This window comes from Achromobacter sp. ACM03 (genome assembly GCF_014851665.1).
Lineage (GTDB): Bacteria > Pseudomonadota > Gammaproteobacteria > Burkholderiales > Burkholderiaceae_B > Achromobacter > Achromobacter aegrifaciens.
On record NZ_JACVAD010000002.1, the window covers coordinates 1256983 to 1283093 of the forward strand.

At 67.8% G+C, this 26111-nt stretch carries 28 protein-coding genes; 7 read left to right on the forward strand and 21 right to left on the reverse strand.

From position 1 onward, the window contains the following. The 11 genes from IB257_RS13990 to IB257_RS14040 all read right to left on the reverse strand — a co-directional run bounded on the left by IB257_RS13990 (nt 1) and on the right by IB257_RS14040 (nt 9529). The gene (locus IB257_RS13990; protein WP_054452248.1) at nt 1-762 is read right to left on the reverse strand and encodes an SDR family NAD(P)-dependent oxidoreductase; all 762 of its coding nucleotides are present in this window, start codon (nt 760-762) and stop codon (nt 1-3) included. Nucleotides 763-796: 34 nt separating this feature from the next. After that, nucleotides 797-1189: a RidA family protein gene (locus IB257_RS13995; protein ID WP_192492442.1), complete on the reverse strand. Its 393-nt coding sequence runs from the start codon at nt 1187-1189 to the stop codon at nt 797-799. Nucleotides 1190-1208: 19 nt separating this feature from the next. Continuing rightward, on the reverse strand, nt 1209-2081 hold the full coding sequence (locus IB257_RS14000; RefSeq protein WP_054451609.1) for an alpha/beta hydrolase: 873 nt from the start codon (nt 2079-2081) through the stop codon (nt 1209-1211). Between the two features lie 18 nt (nt 2082-2099). Continuing rightward, a complete protein-coding gene (locus IB257_RS14005; RefSeq protein ID WP_054451608.1) occupies nt 2100-2813 on the reverse strand; it encodes an ABC transporter ATP-binding protein in 714 nt (237 codons plus the stop codon). After that, the gene (locus IB257_RS14010; RefSeq protein WP_054451607.1) at nt 2806-3585 is read right to left on the reverse strand and encodes an ABC transporter ATP-binding protein; all 780 of its coding nucleotides are present in this window, start codon (nt 3583-3585) and stop codon (nt 2806-2808) included. Before IB257_RS14010 ends, IB257_RS14005 begins: the two co-directional genes overlap by 8 nt. Continuing rightward, a complete protein-coding gene (locus IB257_RS14015; RefSeq protein ID WP_054451606.1) occupies nt 3578-4594 on the reverse strand; it encodes a branched-chain amino acid ABC transporter permease in 1017 nt (338 codons plus the stop codon). Before IB257_RS14015 ends, IB257_RS14010 begins: the two co-directional genes overlap by 8 nt. 11 nt (nt 4595-4605) lie before the next feature. After that, entirely contained in the window at nt 4606-5484 is an 879-nt protein-coding gene (locus IB257_RS14020) for a branched-chain amino acid ABC transporter permease (protein ID WP_225588902.1), read from the reverse strand. Nucleotides 5485-5509: 25 nt separating this feature from the next. Further along, nucleotides 5510-6415 (reverse strand): hypothetical protein, encoded by a 906-nt coding sequence (locus IB257_RS14025; protein ID WP_054451604.1) that lies wholly within the window; start codon nt 6413-6415, stop codon nt 5510-5512. 17 nt (nt 6416-6432) lie between these two features. Continuing rightward, nucleotides 6433-7362, reverse strand: a complete 930-nt coding sequence (locus tag IB257_RS14030; protein WP_119449233.1) for a ferritin-like domain-containing protein — start codon at nt 7360-7362, stop codon at nt 6433-6435. A gap of 66 nt (nt 7363-7428) precedes the next feature. Further along, entirely contained in the window at nt 7429-8610 is a 1182-nt protein-coding gene (locus IB257_RS14035; RefSeq protein WP_054451602.1) for an ABC transporter substrate-binding protein, read from the reverse strand. 73 nt (nt 8611-8683) lie between these two features. Continuing rightward, nucleotides 8684-9529: a GntR family transcriptional regulator gene (locus IB257_RS14040; protein ID WP_192492443.1), complete on the reverse strand. Its 846-nt coding sequence runs from the start codon at nt 9527-9529 to the stop codon at nt 8684-8686. 101 nt (nt 9530-9630) lie between these two features. On the opposite strand from IB257_RS14040, the gene IB257_RS14045 reads away from it, so the two are divergent. Next, complete coding sequence (locus IB257_RS14045; RefSeq protein ID WP_192492444.1) at nt 9631-10920, forward strand: hypothetical protein; 1290 nt, start codon at nt 9631-9633, stop codon at nt 10918-10920. A gap of 36 nt (nt 10921-10956) precedes the next feature. Then, the gene (locus IB257_RS14050) at nt 10957-12594 is read left to right on the forward strand and encodes an acyl-CoA synthetase (protein ID WP_192492445.1); all 1638 of its coding nucleotides are present in this window, start codon (nt 10957-10959) and stop codon (nt 12592-12594) included. 22 nt (nt 12595-12616) lie between these two features. On the opposite strand, the gene IB257_RS14055 is transcribed toward IB257_RS14050, so the two are convergent. The 6 genes from IB257_RS14055 to IB257_RS14080 form a co-directional block, all read right to left on the reverse strand. Next, complete coding sequence (locus IB257_RS14055; protein WP_192492446.1) at nt 12617-14008, reverse strand: DUF1501 domain-containing protein; 1392 nt, start codon at nt 14006-14008, stop codon at nt 12617-12619. Further along, complete coding sequence (locus IB257_RS14060) at nt 14005-15570, reverse strand: DUF1800 family protein (protein ID WP_175163728.1); 1566 nt, start codon at nt 15568-15570, stop codon at nt 14005-14007. Before IB257_RS14060 ends, IB257_RS14055 begins: the two co-directional genes overlap by 4 nt. Before the next feature lie 99 nt (nt 15571-15669). After that, on the reverse strand, nt 15670-16374 hold the full coding sequence (locus tag IB257_RS14065) for an SDR family oxidoreductase (RefSeq protein ID WP_119449239.1): 705 nt from the start codon (nt 16372-16374) through the stop codon (nt 15670-15672). Nucleotides 16375-16393: 19 nt separating this feature from the next. Next, entirely contained in the window at nt 16394-17728 is a 1335-nt protein-coding gene (locus IB257_RS14070) for a sorbosone dehydrogenase family protein (protein ID WP_192492447.1), read from the reverse strand. 62 nt (nt 17729-17790) lie between these two features. After that, on the reverse strand, nt 17791-19134 hold the full coding sequence (locus IB257_RS14075) for a ferric reductase-like transmembrane domain-containing protein (RefSeq protein ID WP_225588903.1): 1344 nt from the start codon (nt 19132-19134) through the stop codon (nt 17791-17793). Between the two features lie 73 nt (nt 19135-19207). Continuing rightward, nucleotides 19208-19516 carry a PepSY domain-containing protein gene (locus IB257_RS14080; protein ID WP_192492449.1) on the reverse strand — a complete coding sequence of 103 codons (309 nt, stop codon included), beginning with the start codon at nt 19514-19516 and terminating at the stop codon, nt 19208-19210. A gap of 219 nt (nt 19517-19735) precedes the next feature. Between IB257_RS14080 and IB257_RS14085 the strand changes: the two genes are divergently transcribed. Genes IB257_RS14085 through IB257_RS14095 form a run of 3 tightly spaced genes read left to right on the forward strand, consistent with a single transcriptional unit; the run spans nt 19736 to nt 22070 of the window. After that, nucleotides 19736-20035, forward strand: coding sequence for a PepSY domain-containing protein (locus IB257_RS14085; RefSeq protein WP_225588969.1), 300 nt, complete (start codon nt 19736-19738; stop codon nt 20033-20035). Beyond that, nucleotides 20035-20697, forward strand: a complete 663-nt coding sequence (locus IB257_RS14090; protein ID WP_192492451.1) for a response regulator transcription factor — start codon at nt 20035-20037, stop codon at nt 20695-20697. The genes IB257_RS14085 and IB257_RS14090 overlap by 1 nt, the downstream gene beginning before the upstream one ends. After that, on the forward strand, nt 20694-22070 hold the full coding sequence (locus IB257_RS14095; protein ID WP_175163723.1) for a sensor histidine kinase: 1377 nt from the start codon (nt 20694-20696) through the stop codon (nt 22068-22070). The genes IB257_RS14090 and IB257_RS14095 overlap by 4 nt, the downstream gene beginning before the upstream one ends. Nucleotides 22071-22086: 16 nt before the next feature. Here the strand turns inward: IB257_RS14095 and IB257_RS14100 are convergent, their stop codons facing one another. The 4 genes from IB257_RS14100 to IB257_RS14115 form a co-directional block, all read right to left on the reverse strand. Continuing rightward, a complete protein-coding gene (locus tag IB257_RS14100) occupies nt 22087-22515 on the reverse strand; it encodes a universal stress protein (RefSeq protein WP_054451590.1) in 429 nt (142 codons plus the stop codon). Nucleotides 22516-22531: 16 nt separating this feature from the next. Further along, entirely contained in the window at nt 22532-22957 is a 426-nt protein-coding gene (locus IB257_RS14105) for a universal stress protein (protein ID WP_192492452.1), read from the reverse strand. Nucleotides 22958-23098: 141 nt separating this feature from the next. Continuing rightward, on the reverse strand, nt 23099-23902 hold the full coding sequence (murI, locus tag IB257_RS14110; protein WP_119449245.1) for a glutamate racemase: 804 nt from the start codon (nt 23900-23902) through the stop codon (nt 23099-23101). Between the two features lie 47 nt (nt 23903-23949). After that, a complete protein-coding gene (locus tag IB257_RS14115) occupies nt 23950-24870 on the reverse strand; it encodes a LysR substrate-binding domain-containing protein (protein ID WP_119449246.1) in 921 nt (306 codons plus the stop codon). 124 nt (nt 24871-24994) lie between these two features. Here IB257_RS14115 and IB257_RS14120 point away from each other — a divergent pair, with 124 nt between their 5' ends. Beyond that, nucleotides 24995-25573, forward strand: a complete 579-nt coding sequence (locus IB257_RS14120; RefSeq protein ID WP_054452241.1) for a chromate transporter — start codon at nt 24995-24997, stop codon at nt 25571-25573. Then, complete coding sequence (locus IB257_RS14125; protein ID WP_054451587.1) at nt 25570-26094, forward strand: chromate transporter; 525 nt, start codon at nt 25570-25572, stop codon at nt 26092-26094. The genes IB257_RS14120 and IB257_RS14125 overlap by 4 nt, the downstream gene beginning before the upstream one ends. The last annotated feature ends 17 nt before the right edge of the window (nt 26095-26111 follow it).

Consider the following 26111-nt stretch of genomic DNA (forward strand, 5'->3'; position numbering starts at 1 on the left):
TCAAAGCGTGGAAATGAGGTGTCCGCCGTCCACCACCAGGACCGATCCGGTCATGAAGGAAGAGGCGTCGGAAGCCAGCAGCAGCAGGGGAGCCGACAGCTCCCGCGCCTGCCCGAGCCGGCGCTGCGGCACGCGCCGGATCAGCGCCTGCCCCGCGTCGCTGGCGAAGAATTCGCGGTTCAGGTCGGTTTCTATGTAGCCTGGCGCCAGCGCATTGACGCGGATGCCGTGGCGCGCCCATTCCAGCGCCAGGGCCTGCGTCAGCTGGATCAGCGCGGCCTTGGAGGCGGCGTAGGCGGGAACCTGCTGGGCCACCCGCAGCCCCAGGATGGAAGCGATGTTGATGATGCTGCCGCCGCCGTGCGCCTGCATGTGGCGTCCGGCTGCCTGCGCCACCCGCCAGGTGCCGTTGAGGTTGACGTCGATCACGTCCATCCAGTCGGCTTCGCTGTGTTCCAGCGCAGGGCGCGCGGTGGTAATGCCGGCGTTGTTGACCAGGATGTCGATGGCGCCGCCCAGGCGCTCGGATGCGGCATCGAACAGACCCGCGACGCTGTCGGGCTGGGTCACGTCCAGCGCGATGGCGCAGGCCTGCCGGTCGGCGGCGGCCAGTTCCGCGGCCAGCTGCTCGCCGGCCTGCAGCCTGCGCCCGGCCAGAGCCACGTGCGCGCCCGCGGCGGACAGGGTGCGCGCGAACTCCGCGCCCAGTCCGCCAAAGGCGCCGGTCACCAGGGCCCGCTTGTTGCGTAGGTCCTCGAACATGCTCATCCTCCTTCCGGCGATGCCGCCGCGCGGGTCATGCAGGCTTGTACGCCGACGCTTCCACTTCGATCAGCCACTCGGGCCGCGCCAGGGCGCGCACCACGACCAGCGTCGCGGCGGGACGGGCTTCGCCCAGATAGGCCAGCCTGACGGGGCCGAGCAGCGGCAACTGGCTTTCATCCGTGATGTAGGTCACGACCTTGACCAGATCGCCCGCATTCATCCCCGCAGCCTCCAGCATGGCCTGGAGGTTGCGCCAGGCGGCATGGGCCTGGGCTTCGAAGCCTTGGGCGAGCGCGCCCTCCGACGATACTCCCACCTGGCCGGCAATGTGCAGCCAGCGTCCGGGGCCTTCGGTCAGCACGCCCTGGCTGTAGGGGCCCAGCGGAGCGCAGACGCCCGCGGGATTGAGTGGTTGGCCTGCCATAGGGACTCCTCGTGAAAGATCAGGCCCGGCCCGCGCCGGGCAGCAGCAGATCGAGCGTCTTGTTGAACAGCGGATAGCTTCCGCCCGCGAAATCGGTCAGCAGATCGAAATGGTTGCGCTGCGGCACCACCAGGTTCTCCACCTCGTGGCCATGGCTGGCGCAATGCTGCGAGAAATCCCGGCTCTGGCCGCGGAAGCCCTCGGTTTCCAGCGCGCCGGCGGCGAACACCATGGGCACTTCGTACAACGCGACGCGTTGGTACAGCCCCAGGCTGCGGGCTTCGGCCGCGCTCATGTGGAGATCGCGGTTGATGGAAGTGCGCAGCAGCGGCTCCAGATCGAACAGTCCGCTCAAGCCCACGTAGCCGCGTATCCTGCCCGCCAGGGCGGGCACCAGGTCCCGGCACAGCGCGCGGGCGGCCATGTGCCCGCCGGCGGAATGGCCGGACAGCACGATGCGGCTGGCGTCGTAGCCGTGGCGCTCTCCCTGCGCGGTCAGCCAGGAGACGGCCGTACAGGCTTCGTCGACGATCTCGGAGACGCTCGCGTGCGGCGCCAGCGTGTAGTTGGGCAGCGCCACCGCGACGCCGCGCGCCAGGTACTCGTCGGCGATGAACGAAAAGCCGTGCTTGTCCAGGGCGCGCCAATAGCCGCCATGGATGAAGACCAGCAACGGCGGCGCTGGCACGTGGTCGGGAACGAACAGGTCCAGCACGCTCGAGGGCCGCTCGCCGAAGCGCAGGTCCAGGCGCGCCTCGCGCCGGCTGCGCGTGTCGGCGCTGCGGCGCGCATAGGTAAAGTAGATTTCCTCGCGTTCGGGGTGCCGGGCGCGCAGGTTGTACTGCGCTTCCTGCTCCGGATCGATCGCCTGCTCCTGGGAAGAACACGTCATCGCTTCACCTGTCTCCTGTCAGGCGCCCAGATAGGCGGCCTGTACCCGTGTATCGTCGCGCAGCGCCTGGGCGCTGCCCGAATACGCCACCCGGCCTTCCTGCAGCACGTAGCCGTAGTCCGCGGCGCTCAAGGTCAGCCTGGCGTTCTGTTCGGCGATGAACAGCGTCAGTCCTTCCTGCTTGAGCCGCCGCAGCGACAGGAAGATGTCCTTCACGACCAGGGGCGCCAGGCCCATGGACGGTTCGTCCAGCATCAGCAGGCGCGGGCTGCTCATCAGGGCCCGGCCGATCGCGACCATCTGCTGTTCGCCGCCGGACAGCGTTCCCGCAGCTTGGCGGGCGCGCTCGGACAGCCGCGGGAACAGGTCCAGGACGAAGTCGAGGTTGCGGCGGAACTCGGATTGGCGGCGTTGCTTGAGCAGTTTGTAGCCGCCCATTTCCAGGTTTTCGCTGACCGACAGCGGTGCGAAGACGCGCCGGCCTTCGGGCACCAGCACGATGCCGCGGTCGACGATGCGGTCGGCGGGTAGCGCCTCTATCGCTTCGCCCTCGAAGCGCACGCTGCCGCGCAGGGGGCGCAGCAGGCCGCTCAGGCTGCGCATGACCGTGGTCTTGCCGGCGCCGTTGGCGCCTAGCAGGCAGCCTATCTGCCCGGCGGGAATCTCCAGGCTGGTTTCCCGCAGGACGTCGCCGGCCCCATAAGAGGCGCACAGATTGGTGATTTCAAGCATCGGGCATGTCCTCCCCGAGATAGGCCTTCAGGACCAGGGGATCGACGCGCACCGCGTCGGCCTGGCCTTCGGCGATCTTGCGGCCGTAGTTCAGGACCAGGATGTCGTCGCACAGCTGCATGACGAAGCTCATGTTGTGCTCGACCAGCAGCACGGTTACCCCGCTGGCGTTCACTTCGCGTATGACCTGGGCCACCTGCGCCACTTCGGCATGCGGCACGCCCGCGACGGGTTCGTCCAGCAGCAGCAAGGTGGGATCGGCGGCCAGGGCGCGGGCGATTTCCAGGATCTTGGCCTGGCCGAAGCTCAGGTCCGCAGCCAGCACGTCAGCCTGGCGGGCCAGATGCAGCTGCTCCAGCCGTTGCATCGCGATGTCGCGCATCTGCCGCTCGTCGCGGCGCTGGCGGGGCGTGCGCAGCATGCAGGCCCACAGGCCGGAGCCGAAGCGCGCATGGCAGCCCACCATGACGTTCTCCAGCACCGTCAGGTCCTTGAAGATCTGCAGGTTCTGGAAGGTCCGGGCGATGCCCAGCCTGACGCGCTGGTGCGGCGGCAGGCCCCGCACCGAGCGGCCGCGAAAGCAAACGTCGCCGTTGCCCGGCTGCAGCAGCCCCGCGACGATGTTGAACAAGGTGCTCTTGCCCGCGCCATTGGGACCGATGAGCCCCTTGATCTGCCCTTGCTTCAGATCGAAGGACAGGTCGGCAAGCGCGGCCAGTCCGCCGAAATTGATGCCCAGGTCCCGCACCGACAGGAAATCGTGATCAGCCATGGCGCACCTTTCCCTTCGTTGCCGCCACCGGGGATGCGGGCAGGCTTGCGGAACGCCGGCACAGCCGCTGCGCCAGTCCCGCCAGCCCGCCCGGGAAGAACATCAGGACCAGGATCATGCCCAGCCCGAACAGCAGCAGCTCCACGTCGTGGAAGGCGCGCAGCAGTTCGGGCGCGGCGGTGTAGACCAGCGCGCCGAACAAGGGCCCCCAGTACTTGCCCCAGCCTCCGACCGCGACCATGACCAGCAGCAGCACCGATGCGGAGAAGCTGAAGGTTTCCGGCGATGCGAACTGGTTGAAGTGGACATAGAACGTACCCGCCAGGGCCGCCACCGCGGCGCAAAGCACGAACACCGCCACCTTGAGCGCATAGGTGTTGATGCCCAGGCTGGCCGCGCCGACCTCGCTGCCGGCCACGCTGATCATGGCGCGGCCGATGCGCGAGCGGGTCAGGTTGAGGAAGCCCCACATCAGCAGGAGGCCCGCGGCCCAGGCCAGGTAGAAGAAGCGCCGGTCGGTATCGAAGGCATAGCCCGCGATGGTGATGGGCTCGACTCCCGACAGGCCGTTGGGGCCGCCGGTGTAGTCCACCAGTTCGACGAACAGCACCGACAGGATGGCGTTGAATCCCAGCGTTGCCATCGCCAGGTAGTGACCGCGCAGCCGCAGCACGGGCAGGGCGATCAACAGCGCCGCCGTGCTTGCGACCGCCAGCGCGGCCGGGATGGAGGCGAGTGCGGGGAGGCCGTACTTGGCCGACAAGGCGCCGCTGACATAGGCGCCCAGGCCGAAGAAGCCGGCCTGGCACATGGATATCTGCCCGCAGTAGCCCATCAGCAGGTTGAGACTGGCGATCAGCATCAGGTTGATGCTGAACGTCACCGCCAGGCCTACGGCATAGCTGTTCGGCGCCACCAGCGGAAACAGGAGGAACAGGCCCCACAGCGCCAGCAGGATGCGCAGGTCGTGGCGCGCGCCGTCCCCGGGCGGATGGATTTCGGATTTCATCGTCACCCCCTTCAGACCTTGTTGATTTCGGCTTTGCCCAGCAAGCCCTGGGGACGGTAGAACAGCACCAGCAACAGCACGATGAAGGACAGCGCGTCCTTGTATTGCGAGGAAATCAGACCGCCTCCCAGCGCCTCGATCACGCCCAGCAGCACGCCGCCAAGCAAGGCGCCCTGCAAACTGCCCAGCCCGCCCAGCATGGCCGCGCTGAAGCCCTTGAAGCCGAGCATGGTGCCGTGGTCATAGGAGGTGAAGGTCAGCGGCGCGATGATCACGCCCGCGATGCCGCCGGCCAGAGCCGCGAGCACGAAGGCCACCGTCACCGAGCGCCGCACGTTGATGCCGACCAACGCGGCGGCGTCTCGGTCGATGGCGGTCGCGCGCAAGGTCTTGCCCAGCAGGGTGCGTTCGAAGAAGAAATGCGTGCCCAGCATGAAGAGCAGCGCCACCCCCATCACCCAAAAGCTCTGCGGCGGAATCTGCGCGCCCGCCAGCGGCACCGGCGTGTCGCCCGAGAATGCGGGATAGCCCATCGGCGTTTTGCCCAGCCCCAGCATCACCAGGCTTTTGGTACAGATGGCCAGGCCGATGCTGAGCAGCGTCACCAGCAGGGGCGCGGGCTTTTTCAGCGGATGGATCACCAGGCGTTCGGACAGGCCGCCCGCCAAGGCCACCAGGGCCACCGCCGCCAGACAGGACAGCCAGAGCGGTAGTTCGGCGACCGCATAACAGGCGGCCGCCACCATGCCGCCCATCATGACCCATTCGCCCTGGGCGAAGTTGATGGCGTCGGTGCTCTTGAATATGACGTTGAATCCCACCGCCACGATGGCGTAGATGCTGCCGGTGGTGATGCCGGCGACCAGCAGTTGGATGATTTGCGCGGACATGTCCATGGCGAAGCCCCGGCGCCGCTCAGTTGGGACGGCGCGAGGTGAGCGCGATGCCGGGCAGTTCGACGCCGAACTCGGCCAGGCGCCGCGTCACCGTCTCCAGGTACGACCACAGGACCTCATACTCCCGGTCTGCGGACGCAGCGCCCAGGCCCGCTTCGGCCGTCAGCGCGTTGGCACGGCTTTCGGCGCCGTCGGGCTCTGCCAGCCAGGGGCAGTGGTAGCCGCGCAGTTCGACCTCGTTCAGATAGCCCGACACGGCCTGCGCCACGGCGGCGCGGTCGGCGTCGGACCAGGCCGCGGCGCGTTCGGCCACATAGAGCCAGCCGAAGGTGGCGTGACGCTCCTTGGCCTGCACGCACTGTTCCAGGATGCGGCGCGCAACGGGTTCCCGGGCGTTCTCCAGGTAGGCCCGGAACAGTTCCAGCTCCAGGCCGTCTTCCACCGCGGCGTGCGTGGTGAAGAAGGCGTCGGCATGGCAGGCGGCATCCAGTACCTGGCGGTGCCGGCATTGGTTGAAGATGGCTTCCTGCTGCGGGCTGGGCGGGCGGTTCAGGTAGCCGCCCAGCAAGGTGGCGTAGCGGTGGAAGCACTCGATCTGCCAGGCTTCCTCGGTGTTGCGCACGGTGAGAAAGTACTTGGGGTCGGACTCGCGGCCGCTCTCCAGGCACAGGCGCACCAGCAGCGCCGGCGTTTCGCTCAAGCCGGCGTATTCCACCCAGGCGCGGCGGCTCCAGGTCAGGCGCGCCGCATCGCGGACTTGCGCGTCGAGGGCGCCCGGATCCAGGCTGGCCCAGGGAATATCGGTCTCCGGCGCCCAGCGCTGCTGCTTGCCGGTTTCGTAAAGTTCGCGGATCGAGGTGATGGACTGCTTGAGCGTCAGCGGGAAGCGGCGCTCAACGGGAATTCTGGTCGTGGCTGCGTTCATGTCGGGTTTCCTCGCGTTCAGAATTCGCCGATCTTCGGGTGGTGCAGCAGGGGCAGATGCACGCCCCAAGGCTCCATCTGGCGGCGCACGCGCTGCACGGTTTCAACGAACAGGGGCTTCTCCAGTTCTTCGACCGTGGAACCCAGGCCGGCTTCCCAGGTGAGCCGGTCCACTTCCATTTCGGCGCGAGAAGCCGGATTGTCGGGCGCCAGCCATGCGCTGTGATAGCCGTTGAGCTCGACCTTTTCCATCATGTTGATCACGGCGTTTTCCACTACCTTGATTTCGGCGGCGGACATCTGCGGAATGCGGTGGTCGAGAAAGCGCCAGCCGAACGCGCAGTGCCGAACCTCGTCGCGCATGATGCGGGCGCAGATCTGCTTGGCGACGGGATCGCGGGTGATTTCGACCAGGTGGCGGAAGACGTCGAATGCGATTTCCTCGGCGGCGCAGACCAGCGCCGCGAGAATGGCCTCGACCGACACCTCGGGATCCAGCGCCATCTTGCGCACGCCATGGGTGGCGACGGAGCCCTGGTAGGCGGCCTGGGCCGGCTGCTCCATGTAGCCGCCCAGCGCCTCGGCCATGCGGTAGCAGGCTTCGGCGTGGCGGCTTTCCTCTTGTGAGCGGATGGTGAAGAACAGCCGCAGGTCGGGTTCGCACTTGTCGTGGCAGAAGCGGATCTGCAGGGCAGGGCTTTCCGAGATGGCGCCGTATTCGCTCCAGGCCCGGCGGCTCCAGTACTGGCGGGCCGCGTAGCGCTGCTCGGGCGTGTACTGCGAGGCGTCGAACAGATGCCAGTCGATGTCGGTGCGCGGGTCCCACTGCTTGACCGTTGCCAGGTGGTAGAGGTCGCGGATCTTGGGGATCCGGGTGTCCAGGTCCAGCGGAAAGATGCTTTCCGGATCGTCCAGGATCGTACGCGGCTCGGCGCTTGCTACGTTCATGACTGCACTCCCTGGTTTGCAGCGCCCGCGGCGCGCGTGAGTGGAGGTTGCGGAGATGGAACTGCTTTACTTGTAGTCGGCCAGCCGGAACTGCCCGTCGCGGTAGCCCAGCATGACGATGTCGTCCTTATCCAGGCCCGAGTGGCGCTGGGGCGAGAAATTGAAGACCCCGCCCACGCCCTGGTAGCCGGTGATGGCGGTCAGCTGTTCGCGGGTCTTTTCCTTGTCGCCGCCGCTCTTGTCCAGGGCGGCGCGTGCCAGCATGATGGCGTCGTAGGTCTGGGCCACGAACTGGTTGGGCTTGCGCTTGTAGCGGGCCTCGAAGCGCTTGCTGAGGTCCACGATGCGCGTCTTGATCGGGTCGGCGTCGGGCAGGTCCTGGCCCACCGGGAACTTGACGCTGACCAGCAGCAGGTCCTTGACCGAGTCGCCGGCCAGCTTCATGTAGCGCTGGTCGACGAAACCGTAGCTGTGTACCAGGGTGAGCTTGTCCAGGCCCAGCTGCTGCGCCTGCTTGATGAACACCACGCCAGCCGGGGTGACGGTCCAGCAGATGATGGCCTGCACCGACGCATTCTTGATGCGCGTGAGCTGAGGGGTCAGGTCGGTGTCGGCGGGGTTGAAGGATTCATACGTGATGTCGATGCCGCGCTTGGCGGCAAGCCGCTTCATCTGTTCGACGGCGCTCTGGCCGAAGCCGCTGTTGTCGGCCAGCAGGGCGGCGCGCTTGATGCCTTTCTTGTCGAAGTAGTCCAGCACCCGGTCGATCACCTGGTCGTCGTCCACGGTGCTCTTGAACACGTACTTGCGTTCCGCCACCGGCATCACGATCTGCATCGAGCCTTCGGTGGAAATGAAGGGCGTGGCGGCCTTGTCCACCATCGGCACCATGGCCATGGCGATGCCGCTCATGTTGCCGCCGCCGACGATGATGTCCACCTTGTCCTGGGACAGCAGCCGCTTGGTGGCGTTGATGGCCTTGGCGGTCTGGCTTTCGGCGTCGTAGAACACCCATTCGACTTTCTTGCCGCCGATGCCGCCGGCGGCATTGATGTCGTCGATGGCCATTTCCATGCCGGCCTTCATGTCTTCGCCGAGGAAGGCGGCGGGACCGGTCACGGACAGGATGGATCCTATCCGCACCGTATCCTGCGCGCTGGCGGCGTGCATGCCCAGCATCAGCGCGGCGGCCGGCAGCGCGATGGCCGCGCGGCGCGAGAACTCCAGAAACGTCTTTAAGCAAGTCATGGTGCTACTCCTGTGCCTGATGCGGGATTTAAGGGGGTGCAGCAACTTCCACGAACAGCGAAAACGTAGTCGGCTAGGCCTCCGCCACGCCGGGTGGGTTGCGGAACTCGAGCGAGTCCGACACCTGGTCCGTCTTGCCTGCGCCGTTCTGCAGCGGTACGCGCACCGAGTACCGGACCTGGTCCGCGCGGTAATGCGACAGGCCGGACATGACCGGCCGGTCCTGCTTGTCGAAATACACCAGGTGCCGCGTCAGGACGGGATCGCCGGGCAGGAGGCTGAGGTAATCGGCATGTTCGGCCTGCACCGCGCCGCCCTCGATCTTGAGGTTGCCGTAGGCCAGCTCGACCTGGCGGCCGATCAGCTCCAGCAGGGAGCCCGCCTCGGCCTGGCAGGCGTCGATGTGCGGGATGCGGTCGGTGCGCACATAGCGGTAGTCGATCGAGATCGGCACCTGCTGGACCGTGCGCAGGCGCAGGATGCTCCAGACCGGGGTGCCGGGCGCCACGTCCAGTTCGCGCGCCACGACGGCCGAGGCCGGTTCCTGCGCGCAGTGCAGCACCCGCAGGCTGAGGGGACGGCCGTGTGCGGACCACTGGTCGATGAAGTCCATGGCCGGGCTGAACTGCTCGTCGATCTTGGGGGCGCAGACGAAGGTGCCGGAACCGCGGACCCGCCGCAGATAGCCTTCGTCCACCAGTTCCTGGATGGCCTGGCGCACCGTCATGCGGCTGACGTTGAATTGTTCGCTCAGCTCGTGGTCGGTGTGGAAGCGGTCGCTTTCCTGCTGCCAGTTCAGGATCATCATCAGCACGCGCCGCTTGATCTGCACATAGAGCGGCAGAGGGGAGTCGCGGTCCAGCGCCACGGGGCTGCTGGAGACGGGGGACTCGCTGCGGACGTTCGTAAGAGTGGACATGACAGCTGGTTTCCGGAATATGTATATAGGATTTGTATATTTGTCTAGTTAACTAGACTTTATGATATATTGATTTCGAAAGTCAAGTACGGATTAGCGATATGAATATTTCTACGCTCGACCTTGCGCTGGCGCTCCCGCCCCACAGCCTGGATGCCGTTCTGTCCTTTGATCAGCCCGCCTCGCTGGACCGGGCGGACGTGCTCATATGGAATCCCGCCGGCCTGTACCCCGCGCTGGAGGCGGCCTGCGAACGCACCGATCCGCCGGTGCTGGGGGTGGGCGCGTCGGAATGGCTGCTGGCCACCAGCCGCCATTGGCGCGAACAATTCAAGCGCCTGCTGGCCGCGGGCGGCACCCTGGTGGCGTTGGTGCCCGCGCCGCGCACGGTGGGCGTGCATACCTTGCAGGACATTCTTCCTTACGACTGGTCCGATCCGCTCTGGCCGCGGCGGGTGCGCAGCCAGCCGATCGACGGCGCTGCGCTGCCGCGCCAGGCGGGCGAGCCTTTCCGCACGCTCTTCACCGAAGCCGCGCGCTGTTTCCAGCCCTGCGCGACTCTCGCCGAGGCGCCGGGCGCGGGCATACTCGAGGACGGCCAGGGCATGACGCTGGCAAGCTACGCCAGTGAGCCGCCGGGCCGCCTGCTGCTGCTTCCGGCGCTGGCGCCGGATCTGGCGCAGGACGAAGCGGGCGCGGCGCTGTTTCTGCAGGAGCTGCGCCGCTGCATCGAACGCCTGGGCCAGCGCAGCGGCGTGCGTCTGGCGGGGTGGCTGGATCTGCAGCGCGGCCCGGCAGACGAGCAATTGCACGCCCGTCGCGCGCAATGCCTGCGCGAGCGCCATGCGCTCGACCTGGAATTGCAGGAACTGGACCGCGCCATGGCCGAGCGCGACTTTTTCAAGCAGCTGCTTGCCGGCGAAGGCCTGGGAGCGGGGCTGGCGGCCGCGGAAGTCTTCCGCCGCAAGAGCGCGCCAGTGCATGCGGACTGGGTCGAGAAAGACCTGCACATCGTTGAACTCGATCAACGCAACCTGCTGCTCAAAGTGCGGCTGGCGGATGAACCTCTGGATGCCGCGGCGCTACGCCGGCTGGAAGAGGCCCGCGTGCGGGTGGCGGATTACTTTTCCAGGCCGACTTCCATCCTCGTCGCGGACTGCGCCGACAATGCCTTGCCGCCGTCCTCGCGCGCGCCGCGCCGGCATGCCGTGCTGGAAGGCCTGGACGATGCCTATTTGCTGAACGGGCTGCACCTGTATGGCTGGCATCTGGAGACTCCCGGCGACAGCCCTGACCGCCTGCTGCAGCGTTTGATGCAGGCGGATGCGGACCTGAGCGATTCCCTGCTGCGCGCGACGCTGCGCGGCCTGACCCCGCCAGCCGACGCCTGAAGGGCGTGGTGAGCGTTTCGCTACTGTGAGACTCCGATGCCCGCCGACACCCCCGACCTGCAAGTCATGGATATCGAACGCAACAGCGCCAACCATCTGGCGCTTTCGCCGCTGACCTTCATCGAGCGCGCGGCGAAGGTCTACCCGGAACGCACTGCCATCCTCCATGGCGCGCTGCGCCAGAGCTGGCGCGAAACCTATGCACGCTGCCGCCGGCTGGCCAGCGGGCTGGCGCGCCTTGGGGTGCGGCCCGGCGATACGGTGGCCGTGATGGCGCCCAATATCCCCGCGCTGTACGAGGCCCATTTCGGGGTCGCCATGGCGGGCGCGGTGCTCAATGCCCTGAACACCCGGCTGGACGCCGAAACACTGTCCTTCATCCTGGATCATGGCGCCGCGGTGGTGCTGCTGACGGACCGGGAGTACGCGCCCGTCATGGCGCAGGCCTTGGCCAAGACCCGCAGGCGCATCCGCGTGGTGGACATCGACGATCCCGAATACGGCGGGCCGGGCGAACTGCTCGGGGAAATGAACTACGAAGCCCTGCTGGAGACGGGCGACGCGGCGGCCGGGTTCCCCTGGCCGGCGGACGAATGGCAGTCGCTGTGCCTGAACTACACCTCCGGCACCACCGGCAGCCCCAAGGGCGCGCTGTACCACCATCGCGGCGCCTATCTGAATGCGATGGGCAACGCCCTGGCCTGCGATATGCGCCAGCATGCGGTGTATCTCTGGACCTTGCCGATGTTCCACTGCAATGGCTGGAGCTTTCCCTGGACCATCGCGCTGCTGGCGGGAACCAATGTCTGCCTGCGGCGGGTCGAGGCCGGCGCCATTTTCGACGCCATCCAGGCGAATGGGGTCGATTATTTCTGCGCCGCGCCGGTGGTGCTGGGCATGCTCATCAACAGCCCGCCCGAAATCAAGCGGCGCGCGATCCGGCCGGTGCAGGCGCTCACCGGCGGCTCTCCGCCTCCGGCCGCCGTCATCGCGGCGATGGACGAACTGGGCATAGACGTCACGCATCTGTACGGCCTGACGGAGAGCTACGGTCCGTCGATCAGCTGTGCCTGGCACGAGGCCTGGAGCGATCTGCCGCTGGATGAGCAGGCTGCGCTGAAGGCCCGCATCGGCGTGCGCAAGCACACGATGGAACAGGTCCGCGTGCTGGATCCCGCCACGCTGGCGCCCGTGCCGCCGGACGGCGTCACCGTGGGCGAAATCATGATGCGCGGCAACACGCTCATGAAGGGCTATCTGAAGAACCCGCAGGCCACGGCGGAAGCCTTCGCCGGAGGCTGGTTCCATACCGGCGATCTGGCCGTGGTGCATCCCGACGGCTATCTGCAGGTCAAGGACCGCGCCAAGGACATCGTGATATCAGGCGGAGAGAACATCTCGACCGTCGAGGTCGAGGATGCGTTGTACGGGCATCCCGCCGTATTGGAAGCCGCCGTGGTGGCGCGGCCGGACGCCAAGTGGGGCGAGACGCCTTGCGCCTTCGTCACGCTGAAGGATGGCAGCGCCGCGACCGCGGAAGAACTGACCAGCTTCTGCCGGGGCCGCCTGGCGGGTTTCAAGGTGCCGCGCACTTTCGTGTTCGGCCCGTTGCCCAAAACCGCCACGGGCAAGATCCAGAAGTATCTGCTGCGCGAACAGGCGCGGCAGCTGTGAGTTCGCCGCCGCCGGCGCGGCCTTAAGCGCGCGGCAGCAGGTCCAGCGCCTGCGCATCAAAGCGCCGCAGATTGGGGAACACCAGCCCCAGATCCTCGCGGTTGGCGCCGAACCAGCCGCCCAGGGACGCGCCCAGCTGATCCACGGCCAGGGTCGGCAAGAGGCGGCCGTTGTCGACGAAGCCGGGGCCGTCCAGGGCGATTTCCGGATGGCTGCCGTAGTAGCGGCCGCCCTTGACCGCGCCGCCCAGTACAAAGTGATGCGAGCCCCAGCCGTGGTCGGAGCCGTTGCCGTTGGAGCCCAGGGTGCGGCCGAATTCGGATGCCGTGAACGTGGTCACCTGGTCCGCCACGCCTATCGCGGACAGCGCCTGCTGGAACGCGGCCAGCGCCTGGCCCAGTTCCTTGAGCAGGGCGGGGTGGGTGTCGTTCAGTCCGGCGTGGTTGTCATAGCCGTTCTGCGAGACGAAGAAAACCTGGCGGCGTGCGCCCAGCGCCTGGCGCGCCGCGATGATGCGGGCGACGATTTTCAGCTGCTGCGCCAGGGGGGACGAGAACTCGCCCGGCACGGCCACGTCCGCGAGGGCTGCGCGCAGGCGTCCGTCGGCGTCGATGGACTGCGCGGCGATGCGCGACATCTCGCGTTCCATCAGGTGCTCGCGCGGCTGCGTGATGAGCTGGCGCAGCAAGGCCGTGCAGGCGCTGGAGCCATACATGTCGCGGCCCAGCAGGTCTATCTGCGTGGAGCCGTTGATGCCCACGCGGTATCCGGCGATCTTGCGTCCGGCCAACAGCACGCTGCTGCCGCCCGCGGTGATGCCCGTGAAGGTGCGCTGCGCGTTGGCGTCCGCGAACAGGTCCGTCAGCCTCCCGGCCCAGCCCGACGCCGCGCCTTCCGGCGCCAGCGCCTGCCAGTACGACTGCTGGTCGTTGTGGGAAAACAGCTTGGGCGGCAGTGGCACGCGCGCGCCTATGTATTCCTGCTTGGAGGTGGGCGCAACCAGCGGACCGATGTTCAGCAGCACTGCCATGTCGCCGCTTTCATACAAGGGCTTGAGCGGAGCCAGCGATGGGGCCAGCGCAAACTGGGCGCCGCCGGAGGCGGGTTCCTTGCCGCGCAGCGCCGTGGCCTGCAGGGCGTTGCGCGGCAGGGCGATGTCGGTGCGCGCCTGGGCATAGGCCTTGTAGGCGGCCGTGTCGTAGGGAACCAGCGAGTTGTAGGGGTCGTTGCCGCCGTACAGGAACACGCAGACCAGCGCCTTGTACGAGGAGGCTGGCGCTGATTGCGCCGCGGCCGCGCCCAGGGCCGCCAGGTTCAGCGCCAGTGGCGCGGCGGCGCCCGTGGCGCCCAAAGCGCAGGCGCGCAGCAGGAATTCGCGGCGGCTGGTTTGCGCGGCGTGGCGGGAATTCTTCATTTCTGCACCAGGTATTCGGGGCTGGCGGCCACCAGCATGATGGCGGCGCGCACGCGGTCGCGCGGCCGGCCCGCCGGTATCGTGGCCACGGCGCGCGCGATGCTGCCGGCGGTCTCGGCGGAATAGGCATCGCCCGCCAGCAGCAGCGCCACCCGCGCCACCAGCGCGGACGGATCCTGCGCCAGCGCGATCTCGGCGGCGTAGGGCGTCTGCAGATCCTCCCACCCCCGGTCCACATAGATGGCCAGGAAGTTCAGGTAGCCGGCAATGCTGGTCTCATCGGTGATCTGCAGTTCCGGCGCCACCAGGTTCCTGCGCGCCAGCTCGGTCACCGGCGGCACGTAGCGCGGACGGAAGAAATTGAAGACGCTGGCGGATCGCATCGGGCTCTGGGCCAGCCGGATCGTGTTGTCAGTGGTGTCCGGCATGGCCCAGGCGCCGTTGTTGGAGGTCGCCCCGAAAGCCCGCGCCCAGGCCGCGAAGCGCACGATGGGTTCGCGCACCTTGCCCCAGCCGGGCGCGGCCAGGTCGGGGTTGCGCGCCTCCGGGTCCAGCAGGACGGCGCGCACCACGGCCTTCAGGTTGCCGCGCTTGCCGCTGCCGTCGTCGTTGAAGGCGGCCGACACGCGCGCGACATAGGCGCGGCTGGGATTGCTGGTGACCAGCCGCTGGATCAGCTGCGTGCCGATGAAGGGGCCCACGTTGGGATGGGCGCAGATCACTTCCATGGCGCGCTTGAGCGACAAATGACCGTCGGTGCCTGCCGGCACAACCGCGCCCAGAAAGCGCTTCTCGGCCAGCGAGTGCAGCGCATTGTTCAAGGCCATGGGGCGGCGGTGGAATTCGACGTCGGTTTCGGGGCCGTTGATGTCCCAGCCGGTGAAGACCTTGGCCAGCCCCTGCACGTCCGCGTTGGTATACGTTTCCACGGGCGCGCCGTTGACCATTCTTTTGGCGCCGTCCGGTTCCAGCTCCAGCAGTCCGATGCTGAACAACTGCATGACTTCGCGGGCATAGTTCTCGTCGGGATGGCGGCCGGTCTTGGGATCTTCCTTGCGGTTGCCGCGATAGGTCAGCATGCAGCCCATGGACAGGTTGCGCGTGACGGCCGTCAGCAGTTGCTGGTAGTTGCCCAGGGCATGCTCGGCCAGCAGGTCCATGAAACCCGCGGCGCCGAACAATGGCCAGGACGCGGTGATGGACGATACGCCCACCACGAAGATCTCCGACAGGGCAAACGCGACCCGCGTGCGGACCTGATCCGGGGCCGAGATGAACTTGCGCCACAGCGTGGATTCCAGGGGCGCGTTGATGCCGTTGCCCTTGAACTCCTCGGTGTTCTTGCGCTGCTGCAGCAGCCAGTCGAAATGGGTCTGCGACGGCGGCATGGCCAGCTGCGCGTCCAGCCAGGCCGCGTAGCCGTCGCGCACCACGGCGTCGATCTCGGCGGGCGTGGGGCCGAACGTGGCCTGCGCCAGGAAACGCGAGGCCTGGCCCGGGGTCGGTTTTGCGTGGGAAGTATCGGCGGACTGCGGCGCAGCCGCTGACGGCGTAGCGGACATGCGCGGCACCTCGTCGAATGCGAAAACCTACGGTACTGAAGCCCCGGGCAGGCTTCAATACCGTCATTCGGACGAGAGACTAGTCCTAAAGCATGAGCTTCAGACCGAACGCGTGATGCCGCCGTCGATGCGGATGTTCTGGCCGGTGATGTAGGAAGAAGCGTCGGATGCGAGGAATGCGATCAGGTCGGCGACTTCTTCGGCGGTGCCGTAGCGGCCCATCGGAATGCGCGTGCGGCGGTCTTCCTTTTCAGGCAGGCTGTCGATGAAGCCCGGCAGCACGTTGTTCATCCGTACGTTGTGTTCGGCGTACTCGTCGGCGAACACCTTGGTGAAGGCGGCCAGCCCGGCGCGGAACACGCCCGAGGTCGGGAACAGCGCTTCGGGTTCGAAGGTGGCGTAGGTCGAGATATTGACGATGGCGCCGGACTTCTGCTGCTTCATCACCGGCGCGACCAGGCGCGCGATGCGCACCACGTTCAGCAGGTAGAACTCCATGCCCAGGTGCCAGTCCTCGTCGCTGATCTCCAGCAGCGGGCCCTTGGGGCCGTGGCCGGCGCTGTTGACCACGGCATCGATCCTGCCCCATTTTTGCTGCGTGGCGTCCACCAGCCTCGCCAGGTCTTCGGGCGAGCGGTTGGATCCCGTGACGCCCAGGCCGCCCAGTTCCTGCGCCAGCGCCTCGCCCTTGCCGGAGGAGGACAGGATGGCTACGCGCCAGCCGTCAGCCGCCAGTTTGCGCGCCGCCGCCGCGCCCATGCCGCTGCCGCCGGCGGTGACGATTGCCACTTTTTCCGTGCTCATGCTCACTCCTGGTCTTGAATTATTTGGGAGCGGCCATTGTAGAAGCGGGAGCGACCCGCCACACCACATTGCCGACGTCGTCGGCCGTCAGCAGGCCGCCCTGGCGGTCTATCGCCACCCCTGCCGGCCGTCCCTGGGCCTCGCCGCTTTCGTTCAGAAAGCCCGTCAGCACGTCGCGCGCCGGCCCGTCGGGCTTGCCGTCGCGAAACGGCACGAAGATGACCTTGTAGCCGCTGCGCGGATCGCGGTTCCACGAACCATGCTGGCCCACGAACATGCCGTCCGTGTAGGGCGCGGGCAGGCGCGACCGGCCCGACCAGGCCAGCCCCAGCGAGGCGGTGTGCGGGCCCAGAGCGTAGTCGGGCACGACGGCGCGCGCCACCAGGTCCGGACGCGGCGGCTGGACCCGGCTGTCGACGTGCTGGCCGAAGTAGCTATAGGGCCAGCCGTAAAAACCGCCATCCCGCACCGAGGTCATGTAGTCGGGAACCAGGTCGCTGCCCAGTTCGTCGCGCTCGTTGACGGCCGTCCACAGCGTTTTGCCGTCGGGCGCCCAGGCCATGCCCACGGGGTTGCGCAGGCCGGTCGCGTACAGGCGCTTGTTGCCGCTGGCCACGTCGATTTCCCAGATGGCGGCGCGGCCCTCTTCGATGTCCATGCCGTTTTCGCCGACATTGCTGTTGGAGCCGACAGAGGCGTACAGCTTGCTGCCGTCGGGGCTGGCCAGCAGGTTCTTGGTCCAGTGGTGGTTCAGGCCCGCGGGCAGGTCGGTGACCTTCACGCCGGGGGCGGTGATCCGCTCCTGGCCGGTTTCGTAGGGAAAGCGCAGCACGGCGTCGGCGTTGGCGACGTATAACTGATTGCCGATCAAGGCCATGCCGAAGGGCGAGTTCAGGCCGTCGAGCAATACGCTGCGCGTTTCGGCGATGCCGTCGTGGTCGGCATCGCGCAGCAGGGTGATGCGGTTTGCGCTGGGGGTCCTGGCGCCGGCGCGTTTCATCACCAGGCCGGCGACCCAGGCCTTGAAGCCGCCGGAAGCCGACTCGGGCTTGGGCGGCGCGTTGGTCTCGGCCACCAGCACGTCGCCGTTGGGCAGCACGTACAGCCAGCGCGGATGATCCAGGCCGCTGGCGTACGCCGTTACCGACAGCCCGTTGGCTGCGACGGGCTGTGCGCCCGCGGGCCAGCCCACGGCCTTGGCCGTCTTCACGGTGGGTATGGTGGTGGGATTGGGGGCGGGCAGTTGGGGCGACGGGCCCATGCCGGCTTCGACCGGCAAGGTGGCCATTTCGCCGCAGGCGTTGAGAGTGGCGGCGGCCATCACGGCGGCCAGCAGAATGCGGGGGGTGGGCATGACGCATGCTCCGGGGGCGGTGAGGTCCATCATACGCTTGGACCTCCGTAGCCCCGGCGCGCTCAACGCATCTGGAACGCCTCCTGATGCCAGCGCACGGGCTTGGCGCCCAGCTTGCGCAGGCCGCGCCTGAGCGCGTCGGCCAGGCCGGCGGGTCCGCAGAACCAGACGTCGGCGACGCGGCCCGCGGCCACCTCGCCCTGCGCCAGTGCTCCAGCCGTCAGCGTATCGCCGTCGTGCGCGCTATGGATGGCGAGCGTCACGCCGTCCAGCGCGGCGCAGCGTTCCTTGAGCAGCGGCACGAAAGGATCTGCCGAGGCATCGCGCACGCAATAGTGCAGCCACACGCGCGGCGTTGGCGCTTGTCCTTCCTGCAGGGCTTCCAGCCATGCGAGGAAAGGGGTGACGCCTATGCCGCCCGCCACCCAGACCTGCGATGTTGCGGCAGCGTCCGGCTCCAGTTGAAAGCGCCCATAGGGGCCTTCGACGGCGACCGGCTGGCCGATGCGCAGCGTGCGCGCCAGACCGCGGGTGTAGTCGCCCAGCGCCTTGATCTGGAACGTGACGCGAGGTTCGCCCGCCACGGGGGCGCTGGCGATGGTGTAGGGATGGGCGCCTTCCTTGCGGTCGAACGTGACGAAGGCGAACTGTCCCGCCTGATGCTCCCGCCAATTGGCGTCGAGTTCGCAGCTGACCTCCAGGATATCGCCTGGCTGGTGCGCCAGCGACACGATCCTGCCTTGCGCGCGGCGGCCGCTGCCCACGCGTCCCAGCAGCGCCACCAGCGCGGCATAAGAACCGGCGGCCAGCAGCGGAATCAGCAGCAGGCCGACCGGACCGCTCCAGTAGCGCGCGGGAGCCAGCGCTGCCGTGTGGAACGCCAGCGACAGGAACAGCACAGGCATCGCGCGGTGCAGGAGACGCCAGCCCCGGTAGGGAAAGCGCCGCCACAAGGTGATTGCGAGCATCGCCAGCAGCAGGTAGATCGACCACTCGCCCATGTCCTTGGCCAGGCCGCGCGAGCTTTCGAACAGCGTCAGCACCACGTCGCGGGCGGGGCGGTTGCCCGCGTCCGCCAGGCTCTTCAAGGGGCCGCTGGCCAGCTTCAGCAACCAATGCGCGGCGCCGGCTGATACTGCGAGGATTCCGGCCCATTTGTGCAACCGGTATATCTTGTCCATGCCGCCCAGCGGGCGTTCCAGCCACGCGGGCCGCAGCGCCAGCAGCATGATCAATGCCATCAGTCCGATGGACCAGACGCCGGTGAGGTAGAGGCCTTGCTGGCGCGCCACCCAGTACCAGGCGCCGGTGGCCGGTGGCTGCAGGATGAACGCGTCCAGGCCCCAGGCCAGGGTCAGGACTCGCAAAAAGCCGCCTATGGCGGCGCCGGTTCCTATCGGTTTCATGATGGTGTCCATGTCGGGACGCTCGGCCCGCCGGATGCGGGCGGAGCGGGGTAGGCGCGTAGGCGCCGGCGCTTCAGTCCTTGATGCGGCTGCGCAGGACGGCGCCGCTCTGGGCGTCGACCCGCAGCTTCACGCGCTGGCCTTGCGCGTTGTCGGCCTTGACGTCGTAGCGGCCGTGCTCGAGCTCGATCTCGGTGATGTTGCGATAGCCCGCGGCGGTCAGCGTGTCGTAGATCTGGCGCACGGTCAGCGTCGCGTTGGCGGGGGCAGTGGCGGCGGGCTGGGCCGGCGCCGGGGCGGTCGTCTGGGCGTGCACGGCGGCGCCGGTCAGGGTTGCGGCGCCAAGCGCCAGGGCGGCCAGGGTGTTGCGGATTGCGGTCATGGAATGGCTCCTAGGTTGTTGCGGGTTGCCGGAATGGCGACCATGACCGCATTATTCGGGTGTGCGGATGAACCAATTCTGAAGCTGCCGTTCACGTGCCGTTCATTTTTCCGGCGCTATAACTGGGCGGACAATCGCCTCTTATGGCGGACCCCGAATGCGAAAGAAACCATGACCCGAGGAACCCGTACCCGAATCTGGCTGTCCTGCGGCGCGCTGATGCTGGCGCTGGCCGCAGGCCCCAACGCAGGCGTGGCCGATGAAAGCGACCACGAACAAGCGCGCCAGGCCTTGCAGGCCGGCAAGGTGCTGCCCCTGCGTTCGGTGCTGGACATCGTCGAACGCGACTATCCTGGGCAGGTGGTCAAGGTCGAGTTCGAAGAGGACGACGGCGAGTTCATCTACGAGATCCGGCTGCTGCAAAGCGGCGGCCGGCTGGTCAAGCTGAAGATCGACGCACGCGACGGCAAGGTGCTGGGCGTGAAGGGGCGCGACATCCAATTCCGGGACAAGCACTGATGCGCATACTCGTGGTTGAAGACGAGCCGACCCTGGCCACGCAGTTGGCCGATGCCTTGCGCCAAGCGGGCTATACCGTCGACACCGCCGCGGACGGCGGGACGGCCCAGTACATGGGCGCGGTCGAGACCTACGACGTGGTGGTGCTGGACCTGGGCCTGCCGGTCATGGACGGCCTCACCGTGCTCAAGCAGTGGCGCGCGGGCGGCCAGGGCATGCCGGTGCTGATCCTCACGGCGCGCGACAACTGGCACGAGAAGGTCGCCGGCATCGATGCCGGCGCCGACGATTACCTGACCAAGCCCTTCCACATGGAAGAGCTGCTGGCGCGGGTGCGGGCGCTCTTGCGCCGCTCCAGCAACCACGCCAGCGCGCAATGGCGCTGCGGTCCGCTGATGCTGGACACGCGGCAGGCCAAGGTCACGGTGGACGGCCAGGCGCTGTCCCTGACCAGCCATGAATTCAAGGTGCTGGCCGTGCTGATGCAACGCGCGGGCGAAGTGATTTCGCGCAGCGAGCTGACCGAGCACGTCTACGCCCAGGACAATGACCGTGACTCCAACACCATCGATGTGTTCATCGCGCGGCTGCGCAAGAAACTGCCGCCCGATACCATCGAAACCGTGCGCGGCCTGGGTTACCGCCTGGCCTGCGGCGCATGATGCCGCAGCGCGCGCGCGCGCCCGGCTCGCTGCGCTGGCGCCTGCTGGCCGGCACGCTGGCCTGGATTCTGGTCACGGTGGTGCTGGCCGGCTGGGGCTTGGGCAGCTTGTTCCGCCAGCACATCACCGAGCAGCTGCGCGCCGAGCTGACCCTGCACCTGAACCAGCTGACGGCCGCGGTGAACACGGCTCCGGACGGTCGCCTGGTGGTCTCGCCGCCCCTGAGCGATCCACGCCTGGAGCAACCGCTATCAGGCCTGTATTGGCAAATCGACCGGCTCGACGAACAGGGCCGTCCGGCGGCCGTGGGCGCGGCGCGCTCGCGTTCGCTCTGGGATCAGGTGCTGGAGTTGCCCGCCGCGGACAGCGCCGACGGGGTGTATGAAATCGCGGGGCCGGAAAAGCATAGGCTGACCGCCTTGACGCGCACGCTGGAACCGGCCGAGACCGAGGCAGCGCCGTTGCGCCTGATCGTGGCGGCCGACAGCCAGGTGCTGGCGGAGCCGATCGAGCGCTTCAATCACATGCTGTTGATTTCGCTGGGCGCGCTGGCGGCAGGCTTGACGCTGGCGGCCGTGGTCCAGGTCCTGGTCGGGTTGCGGCCGCTGGCCAGGCTCAGGCGGCAGCTCGCCGGGCAGCACGGGGGCGCCAGCGTGCGCATCGAAGGCCGCTTTCCCAGCGAAATCCAGCCGCTCGTCGACGACTTCAATCGCGTCCTGGACGTCAATGCCGACATGGTGCAGCGCGCGCGCACGCAGGCCGGCAATCTGGCGCATGCGGTGAAGACGCCGCTGACGATTCTGGGCAATGCCGCGGCGCGCGAGGAAGGGCCGCTGGCGGCGCTGGTACAGGAGCAGGTCGGCATGGCGCGCCGCCAGATCGACTATCACCTGGCGCGCGCCCGCGCCGCCGCCGCGTCTGGCGCGGCCGACAGCCGCACACCGCTGCGCAAACCCATCGAGGGGCTGCTGCGCGTCATGCAGCGCTTGTATGCGCAGCGCGGACTGCTGCTGGAAATGCCGGAATTTGCCGAGGGCCTGGTATTCCGCGGCGAAGAACAGGATCTGCAGGAGATGGTCGGCAACCTGCTGGACAACGCCTGCAAATGGGCCGAGCGCCGGGTGCAGGTCAGCGCAAGCGCCGCCGGCCAGGGCCAGTTGCTCATCCAGATCGACGATGACGGCCCGGGCATAGCCGACGAGGAACGCGAGCGCATCTTCCTGCGCGGCGTGCGCATGGACGAGCAGCGTCCCGGATCGGGCCTGGGCCTGGACATCGTGCGCGACCTGGCCAGCACCTATGGCGGCCAGGCGCAAGCCGAGCGTTCGCCGCTGGGCGGCTTGAGGGTGTCGTTGTGGCTGCCGGCCGCCTGAGGCCGGCGCCCGGGGTTCACTTGACCAGCGTCACCGGCGCTTCGGCCAGTTGCAGCACCTGATTGGCGACCGAGCCGATCAGGATGTTCGTCAGCGAGCCGTTGCCGCGCGTGCCCATGACGATGCGGGTGCAGCCGTGGTCCTGGGCGTAGCCGGCGATTTCCGTGGCCGCGTGGCCAAACGCCACGTGGCTGGTGTAGTCGGCGCCGGTCACGTCCAGCAGTTTGCGCGCCTCGTCCGCGGCCTCCTGGCCTTCGCGCAGGTAGAACTCGTCGATCATGTCCTGCGTGATCAGGCGTGACAGGCCCGCGCGGCCTTGCACGGGCGTCTGGACGTTGAGCAGATGGATACGGGCGGCGCCGGCGCCTTGGGCGAGCTGGCGGGCGTACAGGACGGCGCGGTTGGCGTTGTCGGAGCCGTCGACAGGGACCAGGATGTTCAGCATGGATGCTCCTTGACGGTTACTTGACCAGGGTGACGGGCAACTCCGTCAGATGCAGGACGCGGGTCGCGACCGAACCCAGGAACCAGGACGACACCGAGCCCAACCCGCGCGAGCCCATGTAGATTTCGTCCGCGCCGGATTCGCCGGCTATGCGCACGATGGTTTCGGCGGCGGCGCCTATTTCGATGTGGGTCTGGAAGGGCACGCCGGCCTGGGTCAGCAGTTCGCTGGCGGCCTGCAGCGCGTTGCGGCCTTCTTCCTCGTGATAGGCGTCGATCTCGGCCTGCGACAGGCCGCGGCCGATCTTGCCGGCTTTCAGCGGGATCTGGACCGTGAGGAGCTCCACGCGTTCGATGGGGTCGTAGCTGCGGGCGTCGAGCAGGGCTTGGACCGCATGGACGGCGGGCTGCGAGCCGTCCACGGGGATCAGGATGCGTTTCATGAGCGTCTCCTTGTGCGCGCCGCGGGCGGCGTTGTAGTCCACTGTATCCGAATTATTCGCCGAATCGGACAGGCGCGTCATGCGCAGGATCAAACCGGGCGCAATCAGCGCGCGCCGCCGGGCGGCGGACTCGGCGCGGGATCAGCGCCAGCGCGGCTCCAGGACGTGCGCGGCCGGGGCCTGCCCGAGCAGCCGTGCGGCGAGAGTGCTCAATGCCTCGGCCGAGCCGCTGGTCTCCAGGCGCAATCCGCCCGGACCGTCGGCGCGCAACAGGCCGCGTTCCTGCAACTGGTGGCGCAGCCGGCGCGCCACGGGCGCGCCCGTCTCCAGCAGCGGCACGTCGGCGCCAGCGGCCGCCTGGATCGCGTCGCGCAGGAAGGGAAAGTGGGTGCAGCCCAGCACCAGCACGTCGGCGCCGGCCTCGCGTAGCTCAGCCACGGGAGCGCGCACCGCGGCTTCGGCCTCGGGGCCGCTGAGCACGCCATGCTCCACCAGCCGTACCCACTCGGGGCAGGGCCTGAACAGGATGCGGACTTCGGGCGCCTCGCGCCGGACCAGCGCGGCGAATTTGGGGCTGGCCAGAGTGCCGGTGGTGGCGAATACGCCGACCACGCCGCTCGTGGTCAGGTGCGCGGCGGGCTTGATGGCCGGCTCCACGCCGATGATGATCAGTTGCGGATGGCGCAGGCGCAGCTGGGCGATGGCGGCCGCGGTGGCGGTATTGCAGGCCACCACCATGGCCTTGGCCTGGCGCGACACGAAGTAATCGGCAATCGTGCTGGCGCGCTGCTCGACGTAGTCCTGCGTTTTTTCGCCATAGGGCACGTGGGCGGAGTCGGCCACGTACAGCAGGGATTCGTGGGGCAGGGCGTCGCGGATGGCGCGCAGCACGCTCAGCCCGCCGACGCCGGAGTCGTAGATGCCTATGGGTGAATCTGGGAACATGGCTGCAATGCGGAGTGCGGGGTGCCGGGCAGTGTAGCGCTGCGCGCTCAGGCCGGCGATTCCTCGCGCTGCCGCCGCGCCTCGCCGATCAGCTTGCGGGCCGCGCCGGAGAGCGCTTCGTCGCGCCAGATCAGGTTCAGCGGCGCGCGCAGTTCCGCGGGCTGGGCCAGGTTGACGTAGACCACGCCTTCGATGTTCACGCGGCGCAGCGACGCCGGCACCAGCGACACGCCCAGGCCGGCTGCCACCAGGCTCAGGGTGGACAGCATGCGCGGCGCTTCCTGGGCCACGCGCGGGCTGAAACCGGCGGCGCCGCAGGCCGCAATGATGGCGTCGTACAGGCCTGGCCCGCTGTGGCGGCGGTAGAGGATCAGCGATTCGTCGGCCAGTTCCGACAGCGCGATGCGCTTGCGCGGCCGGCCCTTGACGGTTGGGTGGTCGGCGGGAAACGCGGCCAGCATGGGCTCTTCCAGCACGGTTTCCACCACCACGCCCGGGCCCAGGCCATAGGGACCGCGGATGAATGCCACGTCCACGCGGCCCGCGCCCACGGCCTCCATGAGTTCGCCGGTGCTGCTTTCCTCCAGCACCAGCCGCACATTGGGCGCCGTTTCGCGGAAGCGGCGGATGACGGACGGCACGAAGGGATGGAACGCCGCGGACCCGGTGAAGCCCACGGTCAGGCGCCCGGCTTCGCCCTGCGACACGCGCCGCACGCCTTCCACGGCCTGGTCCACCAGGGCCACGATATTGCGCGCGTCGTCCAGCAGCGCGCGGCCGCTTTCGGTCAGCTCCATGCCGCGCGGCAGGCGGTGGAACAGCGTCACGCCCAGTTCCTGCTCCAGCACGCGGATCTGCTGGCTGAGCGGCGGCTGGCGTATGCCCAGCCGCGCCGCGGCCTTGGTCAGATGGGATTCCTCGGCCACGGCCAGGAAGTAGCGCAACAGCCTCAAGTCTACAGATGCCATATTCAACCGATATGAATATATAGATAGTCATATATTAGACATTATCCAAGGCGAAGAGTAGGCTGCAATCTCGTTGTCCTTCCCTGGTTCCACTCCGCGCCGCTTCGGCGGCGCCGGCATGAAAATGATGAACGCAGCACCTTCCACCTCCGAGGCCGATCTGCGGCCTCCGCCCACGTGCGGGCAATTGTTCTATGGCTTCCTGATGCTCGGCCTGACGGCCTTCGGCGGCGCCTTGCCGCTGGCGCGCCGCATGGTCGTCGAAAAGCACCGCTGGCTCAGCGGCGCCGAGTTCACCGATCTGCTGGGCCTGTGCCAGTTCCTGCCCGGCGGCAACATCATCAACCTGTCGGTGGCGCTGGGCATGAAGTTCCGCGGGCCGCGCGGCGCGTTCGCGGCGCTGATGGGCCTGATCCTGGCGCCGTCCGCCATCGTGGTGCTGCTGGGCATGGTGTACGACCGCTTCCAGAACGATCCGCACATCCAGCACCTGTTTGCCGGTCTGGCGGCCGCGGCCGCGGGCCTGTTGATTTCCATGGCGGTGAAGATCGGGGTGCCGGTGGTGAAGCGCCGCGACTGGCTGGCCGGCGTGGTGGCCACGGCCTGCTTCATTGCCATCGCCGTGCTGCGCATTCCGCTGCTGCCCACCATGGCGGTGCTGACGCCGCTGAGCATCCTGATGGTCTGGAGGCAACGTCGATGATCCACACACTGATCGCCCTGGCCCTGATCTTTTCCGAACTGTCCGTGCTGGCGTTCGGCGGCGGCAACACCATCCTGCCCGAGATGCAGCGGCAGGTGGTGGACGTGCATGGCTGGATGACGGCGGCGGACTTTTCCGCGCTGTTCGCCCTGGGGCAGGCCGCCCCGGGTCCCAATTTGATGGTGGTCACGCTGGTGGGCTGGCATGTGGCGGGCGGCCTGGGCATGCTCGTCACTACCATCGCCAAGTTCGGCCCGTCGTCCATCATCACTGTGATCGCGCTGGGCCTGTGGGAACGCTTCAAGGACCGGCCCTGGCGCGGCGTCATCCAGGCGGGCATCTTCCCGATGACGGTGGGATTGGTGGCGGCCAGCGCGGCGCTCATCACCGAAGCCTCGGTGCATACCTGGCTGCTGGGCGCCATTACCGCTGTGGTGGCGCTGCTGGGCAGCTTCACCCGCATCCATCCGTTGTGGCTGCTGTTTGGCGGCGCGCTGGTCGGTTTGCTCGGCATCGGTTAGCGTTAGGGCTGCTCACA

Bases quoted from the DNA above. Each gene is read 5' to 3' on its own strand.
- IB257_RS13990 (WP_054452248.1), bottom strand. From the start codon at position 762: ATGTTCGAGGACCTACGCAACAAGCGGGCCCTGGTGACCGGCGCCTTT.
- IB257_RS13995 (WP_192492442.1), bottom strand. From the start codon at position 1,189: ATGGCAGGCCAACCACTCAATCCCGCGGGCGTCTGCGCTCCGCTGGGC.
- IB257_RS14000 (WP_054451609.1), bottom strand. From the start codon at position 2,081: ATGACGTGTTCTTCCCAGGAGCAGGCGATCGATCCGGAGCAGGAAGCG.
- IB257_RS14005 (WP_054451608.1), bottom strand. From the start codon at position 2,813: ATGCTTGAAATCACCAATCTGTGCGCCTCTTATGGGGCCGGCGACGTC.
- IB257_RS14010 (WP_054451607.1), bottom strand. From the start codon at position 3,585: ATGGCTGATCACGATTTCCTGTCGGTGCGGGACCTGGGCATCAATTTC.
- IB257_RS14015 (WP_054451606.1), bottom strand. From the start codon at position 4,594: ATGAAATCCGAAATCCATCCGCCCGGGGACGGCGCGCGCCACGACCTG.
- IB257_RS14020 (WP_225588902.1), bottom strand. From the start codon at position 5,484: ATGTCCGCGCAAATCATCCAACTGCTGGTCGCCGGCATCACCACCGGC.
- IB257_RS14025 (WP_054451604.1), bottom strand. From the start codon at position 6,415: ATGAACGCAGCCACGACCAGAATTCCCGTTGAGCGCCGCTTCCCGCTG.
- IB257_RS14030 (WP_119449233.1), bottom strand. From the start codon at position 7,362: ATGAACGTAGCAAGCGCCGAGCCGCGTACGATCCTGGACGATCCGGAA.
- IB257_RS14035 (WP_054451602.1), bottom strand. From the start codon at position 8,610: ATGACTTGCTTAAAGACGTTTCTGGAGTTCTCGCGCCGCGCGGCCATC.
- IB257_RS14040 (WP_192492443.1), bottom strand. From the start codon at position 9,529: ATGTCCACTCTTACGAACGTCCGCAGCGAGTCCCCCGTCTCCAGCAGC.
- IB257_RS14045 (WP_192492444.1), top strand. From the start codon at position 9,631: ATGAATATTTCTACGCTCGACCTTGCGCTGGCGCTCCCGCCCCACAGC.
- IB257_RS14050 (WP_192492445.1), top strand. From the start codon at position 10,957: ATGCCCGCCGACACCCCCGACCTGCAAGTCATGGATATCGAACGCAAC.
- IB257_RS14055 (WP_192492446.1), bottom strand. From the start codon at position 14,008: ATGAAGAATTCCCGCCACGCCGCGCAAACCAGCCGCCGCGAATTCCTG.
- IB257_RS14060 (WP_175163728.1), bottom strand. From the start codon at position 15,570: ATGTCCGCTACGCCGTCAGCGGCTGCGCCGCAGTCCGCCGATACTTCC.
- IB257_RS14065 (WP_119449239.1), bottom strand. From the start codon at position 16,374: ATGAGCACGGAAAAAGTGGCAATCGTCACCGCCGGCGGCAGCGGCATG.
- IB257_RS14070 (WP_192492447.1), bottom strand. From the start codon at position 17,728: ATGCCCACCCCCCGCATTCTGCTGGCCGCCGTGATGGCCGCCGCCACT.
- IB257_RS14075 (WP_225588903.1), bottom strand. From the start codon at position 19,134: ATGAAACCGATAGGAACCGGCGCCGCCATAGGCGGCTTTTTGCGAGTC.
- IB257_RS14080 (WP_192492449.1), bottom strand. From the start codon at position 19,516: ATGACCGCAATCCGCAACACCCTGGCCGCCCTGGCGCTTGGCGCCGCA.
- IB257_RS14085 (WP_225588969.1), top strand. From the start codon at position 19,736: ATGCTGGCGCTGGCCGCAGGCCCCAACGCAGGCGTGGCCGATGAAAGC.
- IB257_RS14090 (WP_192492451.1), top strand. From the start codon at position 20,035: ATGCGCATACTCGTGGTTGAAGACGAGCCGACCCTGGCCACGCAGTTG.
- IB257_RS14095 (WP_175163723.1), top strand. From the start codon at position 20,694: ATGATGCCGCAGCGCGCGCGCGCGCCCGGCTCGCTGCGCTGGCGCCTG.
- IB257_RS14100 (WP_054451590.1), bottom strand. From the start codon at position 22,515: ATGCTGAACATCCTGGTCCCTGTCGACGGCTCCGACAACGCCAACCGC.
- IB257_RS14105 (WP_192492452.1), bottom strand. From the start codon at position 22,957: ATGAAACGCATCCTGATCCCCGTGGACGGCTCGCAGCCCGCCGTCCAT.
- murI (WP_119449245.1), bottom strand. From the start codon at position 23,902: ATGTTCCCAGATTCACCCATAGGCATCTACGACTCCGGCGTCGGCGGG.
- IB257_RS14115 (WP_119449246.1), bottom strand. From the start codon at position 24,870: ATGGCATCTGTAGACTTGAGGCTGTTGCGCTACTTCCTGGCCGTGGCC.
- IB257_RS14120 (WP_054452241.1), top strand. From the start codon at position 24,995: ATGATGAACGCAGCACCTTCCACCTCCGAGGCCGATCTGCGGCCTCCG.
- IB257_RS14125 (WP_054451587.1), top strand. From the start codon at position 25,570: ATGATCCACACACTGATCGCCCTGGCCCTGATCTTTTCCGAACTGTCC.